The 13,835-nt window shown below is 62.1% G+C and carries 10 protein-coding genes and 1 pseudogene; 7 read left to right on the top strand and 4 right to left on the bottom strand.

Annotated elements, in window-relative coordinates; all coding sequences use genetic code 11:
• Position 1: 1 nt before the first annotated feature.
• From ACEWFR_RS20365 to ACEWFR_RS20335, 7 genes are all read left to right on the top strand, one after another.
• A complete protein-coding gene (locus ACEWFR_RS20365) occupies positions 2-1,507 on the top strand; it encodes a UbiD family decarboxylase (RefSeq protein ID WP_374062769.1) in 1,506 nt (501 codons plus the stop codon).
• Positions 1,504-2,892, top strand: coding sequence for a prenyl carboxy-lyase (locus tag ACEWFR_RS20360; protein ID WP_374062768.1), 1,389 nt, complete (start codon positions 1,504-1,506; stop codon positions 2,890-2,892). Before ACEWFR_RS20365 ends, ACEWFR_RS20360 begins: the two co-directional genes overlap by 4 nt.
• Before the next feature lie 190 nt (positions 2,893-3,082).
• A complete protein-coding gene (locus ACEWFR_RS20355) occupies positions 3,083-4,753 on the top strand; it encodes an acyl-CoA synthetase (protein WP_374062767.1) in 1,671 nt (556 codons plus the stop codon).
• A gap of 54 nt (positions 4,754-4,807) precedes the next feature.
• Positions 4,808-5,974 (top strand): acyl-CoA dehydrogenase family protein, encoded by a 1,167-nt coding sequence (locus tag ACEWFR_RS20350; RefSeq protein ID WP_374062766.1) that lies wholly within the window; start codon positions 4,808-4,810, stop codon positions 5,972-5,974.
• A gap of 2 nt (positions 5,975-5,976) precedes the next feature.
• Positions 5,977-7,749 carry an acetyl-CoA carboxylase biotin carboxylase subunit gene (locus ACEWFR_RS20345; protein ID WP_374062765.1) on the top strand — a complete coding sequence of 591 codons (1,773 nt, stop codon included), beginning with the start codon at positions 5,977-5,979 and terminating at the stop codon, positions 7,747-7,749.
• Between the two features lie 5 nt (positions 7,750-7,754).
• Positions 7,755-9,533, top strand: coding sequence for an acyl-CoA carboxylase subunit beta (locus ACEWFR_RS20340; protein WP_374062764.1), 1,779 nt, complete (start codon positions 7,755-7,757; stop codon positions 9,531-9,533).
• 9 nt (positions 9,534-9,542) lie between these two features.
• Positions 9,543-10,007: a MaoC family dehydratase gene (locus tag ACEWFR_RS20335; RefSeq protein ID WP_374062763.1), complete on the top strand. Its 465-nt coding sequence runs from the start codon at positions 9,543-9,545 to the stop codon at positions 10,005-10,007.
• 41 nt (positions 10,008-10,048) lie between these two features.
• Here ACEWFR_RS20335 and ACEWFR_RS20330 read toward each other — a convergent pair whose 3' ends face one another.
• The 4 genes and pseudogenes from ACEWFR_RS20330 to ACEWFR_RS20315 form a co-directional block, all read right to left on the bottom strand.
• Positions 10,049-10,495 (bottom strand): hypothetical protein, encoded by a 447-nt coding sequence (locus ACEWFR_RS20330; protein ID WP_374062762.1) that lies wholly within the window; start codon positions 10,493-10,495, stop codon positions 10,049-10,051.
• A gap of 141 nt (positions 10,496-10,636) precedes the next feature.
• A pseudogene (locus ACEWFR_RS20325) lies at positions 10,637-10,893 on the bottom strand (IS6 family transposase); the annotation flags it as partial.
• A 213-nt stretch (positions 10,894-11,106) separates the two neighbouring features.
• Positions 11,107-11,520, bottom strand: a complete 414-nt coding sequence (locus ACEWFR_RS20320) for a cobalamin B12-binding domain-containing protein (protein WP_374062761.1) — start codon at positions 11,518-11,520, stop codon at positions 11,107-11,109.
• A 384-nt stretch (positions 11,521-11,904) separates the two neighbouring features.
• Positions 11,905-13,602, bottom strand: coding sequence for a methylmalonyl-CoA mutase (locus tag ACEWFR_RS20315; protein ID WP_374062760.1), 1,698 nt, complete (start codon positions 13,600-13,602; stop codon positions 11,905-11,907).
• Positions 13,603-13,835 lie beyond the last annotated feature (233 nt).

The raw sequence follows: 13,835 nt of genomic DNA, 5'->3' as shown, positions 1-13,835 counted from the left end.
CATGTCGGCCGATTCATTTCGGGAGTATCTCCGGCTTCTCGAGGGCGAGGACGCCCTCGTCTCGTTCGGCGAGTCGGTGTCGTGGGACCTCGAGGCGAGCGCGGTCACGACCCTCGCTAACCGGACTGACGGTGAGATCCCGATCTTCGAGTCGGTCGAGGAAACGACGATCGACGCGGCGCTCGTTGGCGACCCGTACCGCGGTCCGCGGTGTCGGCCGTGGGAACACCTCGCTCGGGTGTTCGAACTGCCGCCCGGCCTGTCCGGAGCGGCGTACTACGAAGCGGTCATCGACCGGCTCCGATCGCCCTGCGAGCCGCAGATCGTCGACCGGGACTCGGCCCCTTGCAAGGAGGTCGTCCACACCGGGACGGATATCGACCTCCTGTCGATTCCCTGGCCGTACATCCACCGGGGCGACGGCGGGCGGTACTCGAACCTCCACACCGTCGTCGGACCGGACCCGAAGACGCGGTGGGGCCACTGGTCGAGCCACCGAATGATGATCCACGACGACGACCTCGCGAGCCTCCTCTTTCTGGCGGGCGAGCAGGCTCCGAACCTGTACTATTACGAGTACGAACCGCGCGAGGAGCCGATGCCGGTCGCGGTCGTCCTCGGTACCGAACCAGCCGTCCAGTGCAGTACGGAGATGTGGATTCCGACCGGCCGAAGCGAGGCTGCCTTCGCGGGCGGACTGAAAGACGGTCCGGTCGACCTCGTCCCTTGCGAGACGAACGACCTCTACGTCCCGGCGACGGCTGAACTGGTGCTCGAGGGCCGCGTGCTCCCGAACGAGAGGCTCGACGAGGGGCCGTTCGGCGATTACTTCGGCTATATGGACGGCCCGCGACGGTCCATGCCCGTGTTCGCGGTCGACGCGGTAACCCGTCGGGGCGAACCGCGAGTACCGTTTTGCGTCGAGGGGACCGGCGTCGGCTACGGCCAGAACTCGAGCAGCACGCTCCAGACGGTCGCGGCTGGCCCCGACGCGACCCTCGGCCTGCAGGCGGCCGGCTTCGACGTCGCGCTGGCCGTCCCGTGGCGGTTTACCTCCCAGACTGTCTGGGTCATCGCGACGGATCGTCCGTATCCGGGCTACCTCCACGAACTGGCGAACTTCATCTTCACCACCTGGGGGATGCTCCACATCGATTTCTTCGTGTTTGTCGACGCCGATGTCGACCCGCTCGACCCGCGCGCCGTGCTGACTGCGATCGCGCTCGAGGCCGACCCGGACGCTGACTTCCACCAGTTCGGCGTCGAGCGCATGCCGAAGGTGCCGCTCAACATCTACCAGACCCCCGACGAGAAGGGCAGTGCCGATGTCGGCACCTCGAAAGCTAAGACTGCGAAAGCGTACATCGACGCTACGAGTGATCGTCCGGCGGGGGACGGTGCTGGAGACGAAGAACTGCGTAGGCGAGCACAGAAACTCCTCGTCGATGCGGGCGTCTCGTCAGAGGCGTTCGATCTCCTCGAGCGGGGAGGTGATCGGTCGCGATGATCCCGTTCGCACAGTACCTGCGAGGGCTGGCGAGCGACGGTGATCTGGTATCCATCGACGAGTCCGCCGACGTACCGCCGGACGTCGTCGCGGCGGAAGCGCTTCGCGCGAGCGGGCCGGCACTCCGATACCGACGAGCCGACGGCGTCGATCTCGCAAGCGGGACGTTCAGCGGCCCGGATCAGATGCAACGCCGGGAATCGAAGCCGTGGTCGCGGTTGGCGCTGGGCTTCGGCCTGAATCTCGACGCATCGTTCGTCGTTGTACTCGATACGATTACAGGACTCGGCCCATCCGGCGGCGACGCGGACCCAACGTACGCCGGACAGACGGCGTCGCGCACCGTCGACAGCGTCCAAGACCTGAACCTGCCGCGGGGAACTGAAGACGTCTGGCCTTCGTTGACGTTGGGCGTCGCGTCGGTATCGTCATCGGAGGGGTCACACTGGGCACCGATCCACGGCTCCGTCATCAGCGACGATAAGCTCCGCGTGCGCACGCCGGCCGCGCTGTCGTCGCTACTGGACGACGACGGAACGCTCTCGATCGCGCTCGGCGTGCCGCCGGCGGCCGTCGCGACCGCCTATCTGCTCGCCGTGACGGGGTGTGTCGACGTGCCAGTGCAGGCCTGCGGCGTCGCGGACGATGTCCCGCTGGTTCCGACGAACGGCGGCCTCGTTCCGAGTGCGACGGAGATAGTCGTCGAAACGACGGTCGCGGATCGGTACCCCGACTTCCAGTCGGATCGGCACGAAGCGTGGGAATACGGCGTCGCGAGCACGCCGCTTTCCCTCTCCGTCGAGCGGGTGATTGCGACCGATGATCCGGTGATCCCGTTCTCGCCTGTCGGACGACCGCTTGCGGACGACCTGCAACTCACGGGACTAGCGACAGCGGCGACGTTGTACCGTCGCGTCAACGATTACTGGGGCATCTCACCCATCGAGTGGGTCCTGTTGCCGGCCGAGGCCGAACTCGGGATCTGCTTCGTCGCTACGAATATCCTCTACGCCGGCTTCGAATGGCAGCTCACTAACCTCCTCTTTACGTTCTCGTCGCTGTTCGATACCGTCATCATCGTCGACGAGGGCGTCTCGCCGCGCGATCTCGGACGCGTCCTCGGTGATATCTGGGTGAAGGCCCATCCGTCTCGAGACTGGATTTTCAGCGAGCCGTCCGCGCCGGCGGCGAAACGGCCACGGTACCGTCGGGACGGAACGACTGGCGCCCGGCTGTACGTGAACGCGGCTTGGGACCCCCGTTGGGAGGATTCCTACATCGCCCCGCGGGTCTCGTTCGAACGGTCGTTTCCGGTGTCTGTTCGCGACGCTGCCCGGAAGACGTGGAACGACCGTCACGATGCGGCGGCCGGAGACGGTGACTGAGGTGCGGAGACGGCCGTGTAGCCATCGTCTCTAATACATTAGTATCCTTAAAACTTGTAAACGAAACCGTTTACGCATTACTGAATCGGTACAATATCTCTATCGTGTTTAGTTGTGTGTAGTATATGTCTGTTTTATCCGCAGAATTTACCACCATAGTTATGTAGGGGAACGGAATCCGGTGCCGTGTATGGTATCCAGCCACACCCTGTCCGACTACGAGGCTGAACGGGAACAATTCTCGTGGGACGACATCTACGCGGAAGCCGACTGGGACGCACCGGGGGAGCTCAACATCGCACACGAGGTCGCGGACCGACACGCTACTGACCGTGAGAAGGTCGCGCTCTACCAGGTCGACACCGACGGGGAGCTCACAAAGCTGACATTCTGGGAGTTGGCAGACCGCTCGAGCCAGTTCGCGAACGTCCTCGAGGATCTGGGTGTCGAGCAGGGCGACCGCGTATTCTCGTACATGCCACGGATTCCGGAACACTACGTGGCGCTGATCGGGACGCTCAAGCGGGGCGCCGTCTGGGGAAGCGTCAACGAGCGCTTCGGTCCGGACGGCATTTCCTACCGACTCGATGACTGTGAGGCAAAAGTCGTCGTGACGACGACCGACAACCGCGACACCGTCGAAGACGCGCTCGACGACGCGCCGTCGGTCGAACACGTCATCACCGTCGATCGCGGCGGCGGTGCGCCAACCAACGATGTCGTGTTCAATACGGCGCTCGACGGCGCGAGAACGGCGTACGACGCCGCCGAGACCGGCGGCGAAGACGACGCCTTGCTGTACTATACGTCGGGGACGACCGGCTTGGCGAAAGGCGTCCTTCACAAACAGCGCTGGGTAGCTGGCGTCGCTGCGACCCAGAAGTACGCCGTCGACCTCCAGCCTGGTGACCTCTACTGGAGTACCGGCGACCTGGGTTGGCTGACGGGCGCGATCAACACGCTCGGGGCCTGGTTCTGGGGGGCCTCGTTGTTCACGTACGAAGGCGAGTTCGACCCGGAGGAGTGGGCCGACCTGCTCGACGAGTACCCGATCACCGTCCTGTTCTCGGTCCCAACGGCGTACCGGATGCTGCGGGAGAAAGAGGAGGTTCTGGCGGACGTCGACCTCGACCTGCGCCACGCCCTCTCGATCGGCGAACCGCTTAGCGCCGGCGTCGTCGAGTGGGGCGAGGACGAACTCGGCGTCACCATCCTCGACACGTACGGCCAGACGGAGACGGGCAACATGATCATCAACAACTACCCGACGATGGAGGTCCGGCCCGGCTCGATGGGCAAGCCCCTCCCCGGGATCGAGGCCGACATCGTCGACCCCGAAACGGGCGAAGTACTCGAGCCCGGTGAGACCGGTGAGATCGCTCAGCGGGGGGACTATCCCTGTTTCTTCGCCGAGTACTGGAAGAAACCCGAGAAGACCGCGTCGTGTTTCGTCGACGGCCCTGACGGAGAGTGGTACCTCTCGGGCGACCTCGCGCACAAGGACGAGGACGGCTACTTCTGGTTCGAAGGTCGGGCCGACGACGTCATCCTCTCGTCGGGCTACCGGATCGGCCCGTTCGAGGTCGAGAGTTCGCTGGGTGAACACGAGGCTGTCGCCGAGGCGGCCGTCGTACCCAAGTCCCACCAGGAGCGGGGCAACATCGTGAAGGCCTACATCGTGCCCAGCGAGGGCACGACACCTACCGAGAGTCTCAAGGAGGACATCAGGAACCACGTGCGCGACGAGTTATCGGCCCACGAGTACCCCCGCGAAATCGAGTTCCGCGAGGAACTTCCCAAGACGGTCACCGGGAAGATCCGGCGTACCGAACTGCAGGACGAGGCTGAGGAGTCGCCGTAAGCGACCGTCTCGCGAGACGACCTGTCACGAGTAATCCGTTCAACATACCACATAATGAATTTCGAGTCTACCGACGAACGTTCGATGATCCGGTCGACCGCGGAAGCGATCGCGGCCGAATACGGGCCGGAGTACTGGCGAGAGAAAGAAGAAGAGGGCGAGTTTGCTCAGGGGTTCTGGGACGAACTCGCGGAGGCCGGCTTTCACGGGCTGTTGGTCCCGGAGGAGTACGATGGCGTTGGCATGGGCATGCAGGAGATGGGCCTGGCGATGGAAACGCTCTGTGCCGAGGGCTGTGGCATGGCCGGGACCTGGTATCTGGTTCTCACCGCGGGCATGGCCGCCGTCGGCATCCGCGAGAACGGCACCGAGGCCCAGAAGGAGCGGTACTTGCCCGACATCGCTACCGGTGAGCGAAATTTTTCGATCGGCATCACCGAGCCCGAAGCGGGAACGAACACGCTGAACGTCGCCACGCGCGCCGAGAAGGACGGCGACGAGTACGTTCTCAACGGGAACAAGGCGTGGATCACCTTCGCCGATCGAGCGGACAATATGATCCTCGTTACGCGGACAACCCCGCGCGAGGAGGTTGACCGTGGCACAGATGGCATCAGCCTGTTCATCGTCGATATGGACGATCCTGGAATCGACGTCTCTCCGATCCCCAAACATGGCATCAATTATTCGAAGTCCTGCGAGGTGTTCATTGAGAACGTTCGCGTGCCCAAAGAGAACCTACTCGGGGGAGAAGATGAGGGCTGGTGGGCGCTCGTCGACATGTTGAACCCCGAGCGCATCGGCTTCGCCGCGGCCGGAACGGGGATCGGAAAACTGGCCGCCGATACCGCTATCGAATATACCAACGACCGCGAGGTGTTCGGTGCCCCGGTCGGAAGCCACCAGGCCGTCTCATTCCCCATCACGCAGGCCTACGCGCGGATGGAGACGGCCGCGCTGATGCGCGAGAAGGCCGCCTGGCTCTACGACCACAGCGAGGACTGCGGCTACGAAACCAACGTCGCGAAGGCGACGTCCGTCAGTGCCGGCATCGAAGCGGTCAAGCAGTCGATGCAGGCCTTCGGCGGCTGGGGCTACGCCACGGAGTACGATGTCGAGCGATGGTGGCGTGAGATCAACCTCACGCGCCTAGCGCCGGTCTCCCAGCAGATGGCGTACAACCACATCAGCCAGCAACTCGGTTTCCCTAAATCCTACTGACTATGTTCGAGAAAGTACTCGTTGCGAACCGCGGTGAAATTGCAGTTCGCGTGATGGTAGCATGCGAAGAACTCGGCATCGAGACGGTGGCCGTATACAGCGACGCCGACCGCGATGCCGGCCACGTCGAGTACGCTGACGAGGCGTACAACATCGGTCCGGCACCCGCCAGCGAATCGTACCTCGACCAGGCGGAGATTGTCGACGTCGCCGAACGAGCCGGTGCGGATGCGATCCATCCCGGCTACGGCTTCCTCGCGGAAAACGCCGAGTTCGCCTGCCGCATTGAATCGACGGACGGGATCACGTGGGTCGGCCCGCCAAGCGACGCCATGGAGACGCTCGGCGAGAAGACGAAGGCTCGAACCGTCATGCAGGAGTCCGGCATCCCAGTCGTCCCTGGGACGACCGAGCCGGTCGACGACGCCGAAGAGGTACGCGAACTCGGCGATGAGTTCGGCTACCCGATCGCCATCAAGGCCGAAGGCGGCGGCGGCGGCCGCGGCATGAAGATCGTCCGCAGTGAGGCCGAAGTTGAGGATGCCCTCGAGAGTGCCCAACGAGAAGGGGAGGCGTACTTCGGCAACGACTCGGTCTACGTCGAGAAGTACCTCGAGGCGCCCAAACACATCGAGGTACAGGTGATCGCGGACCAGCATGGGAACGTTCGACACCTCGGCGAGCGCGACTGTTCGCTCCAGCGCCGTCACCAGAAGGTTATCGAGGAAGCCCCGAGCTCGGCGCTCGATGCTGAGTTACGCACGGAAATCGGCGAGGCCGCCCGTCAGGGCGTCCGCGAAGCCGGGTACACGAACGCCGGGACCGTCGAATTCCTGCTCGAGGACGGCGAGTTCTACTTCATGGAGGTGAACACCCGCATTCAGGTCGAACATACCGTCAGCGAGGAGGTGACCGGTATCGACATCGTCCGATGGCAATTTCGGGTCGCCGCCGGCGAGGAGCTCGGCTTCGCCCAGGACGACGTGAAAATCAACGAACACGCGATCGAATACCGCATCAACGCCGAGAACCCGGCCGCCGACTTCGCTCCCACGCCCGGGCAACTGACGACCTACCGACCGCCAGCGAGTATCGGCGTTCGTCTCGATCACGCGGTCGCGCAAGGTGACGAGATCGGTGGCGACTACGACTCGATGATCGGAAAGCTGATCGTCAGCGGCGACGACCGCGAGCACTGCCTCGAGCGGTCGAAGCGCGCGCTCGAGCACTTCGCTGTCGAGGGTGTACACACGACGATCCCGTTCCACCGACTCATGCTCGCCGACGAAATCTTCGTCGCCGGGGAGCACACCACGAAATATCTAGACCGCGAACTCGACGACGATGCACTCGAGGCGGCCGTCGATCGATGGGGACCCGCGGAGGCAACTGGCGGCGATGGCACGCAGTCGGAGACCGCAGAGGTCACCGTCGAGGTCAACGGCCGCCGGTTCGGCGTCGTCATCGAGGACGGAGTCCCGCAAACGACAGCCGGAAACGCCGACGGGGGGACCGCTTCCGGCGGTGGGCCGGGAGCAGACGCGACCCCCGAGGTCGCCACTGCCGACGCCGTCACTGCCGAGATGCAGGGAACTATTCTCTCGGTCGCCGTCGAACCGGGCGACGAAGTCGCCGACGACGACGTCGTCTGCGTGCTCGAGGCGATGAAGATGGAGAACGACGTGGTCGCCGCCAGCGGCGGGACGGTCGAATCGGTCCCGATTACCGAGGGCGACTCCGTCGACATGGGCGACACCCTCGTTACGTTAGAGTGAACACAATGCGAGTCAGAATTTCAGACGACGCAACCGAAGCACAGGCACGGGCGATCGCCGAGGCGATGGCGTCGCAGTACAGGGACGATGTGACCGTCGTTACTGACGGCGGCAACGAACTCAGCAGCGCGTCCTACAACGGTGAGTCTGACGCGACGGCCGGCAGCGGGGCCGATATGGCAACAGGGACCGAACCGAACGTGGACCTCGGACCGACGGCCCGCGAGGAAGCACTGCTCGAGGAGATCGACGAGATCCTCGAGGGCGGCCCGGAGAAGTACCGCGAGCAGCTGCCCGAGCAAGGGAAGTTGTTCGTCCGGGACCGGCTCGATCTCTGGTTCGGCGATGACTTCCTCTTCGAGGACGGAAAGTTCGCGGCGTTCGACGACTGGCATCCGGGCAGTGCGAACGCCGACGAGGACACCGACGACCGGCTGCCGGCCGACGGTCTCATCACGGGCGCCGCCGAGTTCGAAGGCCGAGACGTCCACTTCATGGCCAACGACTACACGGTCAAACGCGGCAGTATGGCCGCGAAGGGCGTCGAGAAGTTTCTTCGGATGCAACAGCGCGCCCTGAAGACCGGTAAGCCGGTGCTGTACCTGATGGACTCCTCCGGCGGTCGGATCGACCAGCAGACCGGTTTCTTCGCGAACCGTGAGGGGATCGGGAAATACTACTACAACCACTCGATGCTCTCCGGGCGGGTTCCCCAGATCTGCGTCCTCTACGGGCCCTGTATCGCCGGGGCGGCCTACACGCCCATATTCGCTGACTTCACCGTCATGGTCCGGGACGTGAGCGCAATGGCGATTGCCTCTCCGCGCATGGTCGAGATGGTCACTGGCGAGCAGATCGACTTACAGGAACTCGGCGGCCCAGACGTGCACGCGCAGTACTCCGGGAGCGCGGACCTCATCGCCGAGGACGAGGAGCACGCCCGAGAACTAGTCGCGAAACTCATCGGCTACCTGCCGAACAACAGCGACGAGAAGCCGCCCCGAACGGACGGACGGGCGCCATCCGACTCCCCGGCGGAGATCGATGCTATCGTTCCGCAGGAGCCCAACAAGGGCTACGATATGTTCGACGTTATCAACCGGGTCGTCGACGCCGGGTCGACGCTCGAGTTGCGACCGCAGTTCGGGAAGGAGATCATCACTTCCTTCGCCCGGATCGACGGCCGCCCGGTCGGCATCGTGGCCAACCAGCCCGCCCACCGCGCCGGCGCAATCTTCCCGGACGCCGCCGAGAAGGCGGCCCAATTCATCTGGACCTGTGACGCCTACAACATCCCACTGCTCTACCTCTGTGATACCCCTGGCTTCATGGCCGGCTCGCAGGTCGAAAAAGAGGGCATTCTCGAGCAGGGCAAGAAGATGATATACGCGACCTCGTCGGCGACGGTCCCCAAGCAGTCGGTCGTCGTGCGCAAGGCCTACGGTGCGGGCATCTATGCGATGTCGGGGCCGGCCTACGATCCGGAAAGCGTCATCGGCCTCCCCTCTGGCGAGATCGCCATTATGGGGCCCGAAGCGGCGATCAACGCTGTCTACGCCCGCAAGCTCGCCGAGATCGACGATCCCGACAAGCGCGAGCGTGTGGAGCAGGAACTCCGCGAGGAGTACCGCGAGGACATCGACATCCATCGGATGGCCAGCGAGGTCGTTATCGACGAGATCGTCCCGCCGAGTTCGCTGCGCGAGGAACTCACCAACCGCTTCACGTTCTACGAAAGCGTCGAGAAGGATCTGCCCGACAAGAAACACGGGACCATTCTCTAACCACCGGCCATGACGGGCCTATACTACGAGGAGTTCGAGGTCAGCGAGACCATCGAACACGAGAAGCGACGGACGATTAGCGAGCGCGACAACCAACAGTTCTGCGATATGACGATGAACCAGCAGCCGCTGCACCTCGACGCGGAGTTCGCCGGCGGCACCGAGTTCGGTGAGCGGCTGGTCAACGGTCTCTACACGATGAGTCTTGCCGTCGGGATCACGATCCCCGAGACCACCGACGGGACTATCGTCGCGAACCTCTCGTACGACAACGTCGAGCACCCGAACCCCATCTACCAGGGGGACACGATACGGGTCCAGTCGACGGTGACCGACAAGCGCGAGACCAGCGACGGCGAGCGCGGCATCGTCATCATGCACGTCGAGGTGCTCAAAGTGAACCATCCCGACGAGCTGCTGGTCTGCGAGTTCGATCGGACGGCGCTCTCGCTGAAACGAGAGCACGAAACGTAGCGATTCCGGTCGATCGGGGCCGAAACGGTACGTCCCGGAGATTACTCGACGACGCCGACGATCCATCGCCACCGCTGTTCGATGGTTCCCTCGAGGCCGTCGAGCAGGTCGCGCGCCTTCGTGACGCGTTCTTCGATCCCACGTTTCGGGTAGAGGCGCGCCACCATCGCTGGAATAGCCTGGAAGCGCCGGACGTCCGCGATCATCGTTGCGAACCGCCAAGTGCCCGTGGTGACGGTGAACGCATCGTTGAGCGCTGTCTCGATCCCGTTGGCTCCCGACTGCGACCGCGACTCCCAGTCGAGGGCGGCGAAGACGTGCGTACTCGCGCCCGTGCCGGCGCTGGCGTCGACGATGGTCCCGAAGGGACCGTCCGTTCGAGCCGACATCTTGGCGGCCAGCAGCCGCGAAAGCACCGTGAACCGGCCGGTTCGCCGCTCGGAGGCAGAGACACTGTCGTCGAAGTTAGCCCGGACGATGGCCTTCATACGCTCTGAAGAGACAGGTGGCGGAATAGGCGTTCCCACCGAACGGTCGGGCACATTCGTCCGTCTCTCACTCGAGTCAACGGAGTTACTGTTTCAGTCATTGTATATTTTATTATTGTATAGATTAGACAATATAACACTGATGTTAGTCTGACTATCAACCCGCGAGTTATGAGGGCGGTCAATCGCATTTTGGAAGTTTAAAACCACTTTTCATTCAGGTTTCGTTCGTTATAGTTAGGTCAACCGCTCACCCCTAGCCGAAAGAGGGCAGTCATATACCTATAGCCACCGACGAGAAACTCGGCTTCGGAGAGATCGTGTTTCTCGGCTAATTCACGCACAAACGCAGCGGGTGGATCGGTACCACATGGTCCAAAGACTGCGACATCAGGAATTGCTTCGAGTCCATACTAATTGTATTGGAAGCACAATTCTGTTCTCTCCCCCATTATGACAATTTTCTATCAATGGAACCTCGCGACGACGCCGTCCATGTGGGCAGATAGCTCTGAGACGAGCTTCCGGTAGCCCAGCGAGCGGTTCTTGATATTCGAAATGACTCGAGCCGGCGCGATGTTCGCCTGCGAGCAGAGCCTCGTCGGTACTCATCACTCAGATGTGTTCTCGCGAACGAACTCGATCGTCTCCTCGACCGATGTCCCGGGGCCGAAGATTGCCGAAATGCCCGCTGCCTCGAGTTCGGCGCGATCCTCTTCGGGGATCACGCCGCCGACGAGGACGAGCGTGTCCTCCATTGCCCCGTACTCCTCGAGGCCGTCCATGATCTTTGGAACGAGCGTGTCGTGAGCGCCCGAGAGAATAGAGACTCCGAGGACATCGACGTCTTCTTGGACGGCAGCCTGGACGATCTCTTCGGGTGCTTTGTGCAGTCCGGAGTAGATGACTTCGAACCCGGCGTCACGAAAGGCGCGTGCAATAACGTGAGCCCCGCGGTCGTGACCGTCGAGCCCGACTTTCGCAACCATACACCGAATACTTTGCTGATCGCTGCCAGCACTCATAGGTCCGTGTTTCACGTATTACCGTATCATACTATCGGAATGCTGGACGAAACCCAGTAGACATTCGAAAATGAAAGTGGAGTTCGATCGTCTCGACGGTACCTTCTCCAAATCTGGTGAAGAGGTTACTTCTACTATTCTCAGAGTAGTTACACTCTGGGAGATATCTGAGGAGGCACACCACTTTATATTTAATTAAAGTATTTGTAATATCAAATAAACCCCGGCGAGAACGACCTCAAAAATACCTTCTACAGTGAGTTCGACCACGAGACAGGCGAAGTCGACGAGATGCCGAACGGTGGAGACACCTCTCAGAAGTATCAATCCTCGAATGAGAGTCGTACACAGAGGGGGCTCGACGAATTAGCGTCGTCGCCTCACTCAGACGGGTGAGAGTTCCTCCTGATACGCGCCGTGGTGTTCCTCGAACACCTGCATGATTTCGCCCATCGAGACGTACGCTTTCACGGCGTCGACGATGTACGGCATGACGTTTTCCTCGTTTTCGATGGCGTCCGACAGCGCCGACAGTGTCGCGTCGACTTCCTCGTCGTTGCGTTCATCTTTGACACGCTCGAGCCGGTCGAGTTGACGCTCGCGAGTCGTCTCGTCGATCGTGAGGGTGTCCGGCGAGGTGTCCTCTTCGATGGTGAACTTGTTGACGCCGACGACGACTTCCTCGCCGTGTTCGACGCGCTGTTGGTACTCGTAGCTCGCCTCACCAATTTCGCGCTGGAAGTACCCCTGGTCGATGCCGGCGAGGACTCCGTCACGGATCGAGCCGTTGCCGATCTCCTTGATCTCCTCGATATACGACAGGATTTCGGCTTCCATCTCGTTCGTGAGTTTCTCGATCGCGAAACTGCCGCCCATCGGATCGACGATGTCGGCTGCGCCGGATTCGTCGGCGATGATCTGCTGCGTGCGCAGAGCGACGCGGACCGCCTTTTCGCTCGGAAGCGCCAGGGCCTCATCGAAGCTGTTGGTGTGCAGCGACTGTGTCCCGCCGAGGACGCCGGCTAGCGCCTGAATGGTAACGCGGACGATATTGTTCAGGGGCTGCTGGGCGGTCAGCGATTGGCCTGCCGTCTGCGTGTGGAACTTCAGCCGCTTCGATTCGGGTTGTTCTGCGTCGTACCGTTCATCCATCATGCGGGCATAGATGCGACGTGAGGCCCGAAATTTTGCGACCTCTTCGAAGATGGAGTTGTGGGAGTTGAAGAAAAATGAGAGGAGCGGCGCGAACTCGTCGACCTCGAGTCCGCGTTCGAGGCAGTCCTCCACGTATGCGAACCCGTCTGCGAGCGTGAACGCGGCCTCCTGTGCGGCGGTCGATCCGGCTTCACGGATGTGATAGCCGGAGATGGAAATCGGGTGAAAATTCGGCGTTTCGTCGACGGCGAACTCGATCGTGTCCGTGACGATCTTGAGGGAAGGATCGGGGGGGATCACCCACTCCTTTTGGGCGATGAACTCTTTGAGCATGTCGTTCTGAAGGGTCCCCTTGACTTCGTCACGGGGGATACCCTGCTGGTCGGCCAGTGCAATGTACATCGCATAGATGACAGCCGCCGAAGGGTTGATCGTGAACGAGGTCGACACGTCGCTAATGTCGATCTCGTCGAAGAGGATTTCCATGTCACGAAGGGTATCGACGGCGACGCCTTCCTTGCCTACCTCGCCCTCGCTCATCGGATGGTCCGAGTCGATGCCCATTAGCGACGGCATGTCGAAGGCAGTCGAGAGCCCCGTTTGCCCCTCGTCGATGAGGTAGTGAAACCGCTCGTTGGTCTCCTCGGCGGTCCCGAAACCCGCAAACTGTCGCATTGTCCACGTGCGTCCGCGGTACATGGTCGGATACGGTCCCCGAGTGTACGGCGGCTCGCCGGGGAAGCCGAGGTCCTCGTCGAAATCGAGATCGGCGATGTCGTTCGCCGTGTAGAGGCGATCGACCTCGTGGTTTGAAACCGTTGCGAACCGCTCTTTACGCTCGCCACGCTCCAGAAACGGCTCGAGCGTGTCTTCCTCCCACGACTCCCGTTGCTGGGAAATATCCGCCAGTTCTTGCTCGTCGAACATTGTCTACTGTATACAGACAACTATTCTAAAGTCTTGCCCTAGTCTAGTGTCTGACCGGTCACAACAGGGTCTACTGATCGCCGCTGGACTTGATGGTACGTCTCCGGAGACGCCCGTGACGGCAACCCTCGAGCGAGCGGTCACCTGTCTCGAGACAGCACGCTACGGCCGGGAGGGACAGTGTCGCATTTCGCCTCAGTCTGACTGTCAACCCAGAGGTCGCTCTCAGCACG

The organism is Natrinema sp. H-ect4, from assembly GCF_041894845.1.
Taxonomy (GTDB): Archaea; Halobacteriota; Halobacteria; order Halobacteriales; family Natrialbaceae; genus Natrinema.
The sequence above is the reverse complement of the archived record's forward strand: the minus strand, read 5'-3'. Positions and strand labels throughout refer to the sequence as shown.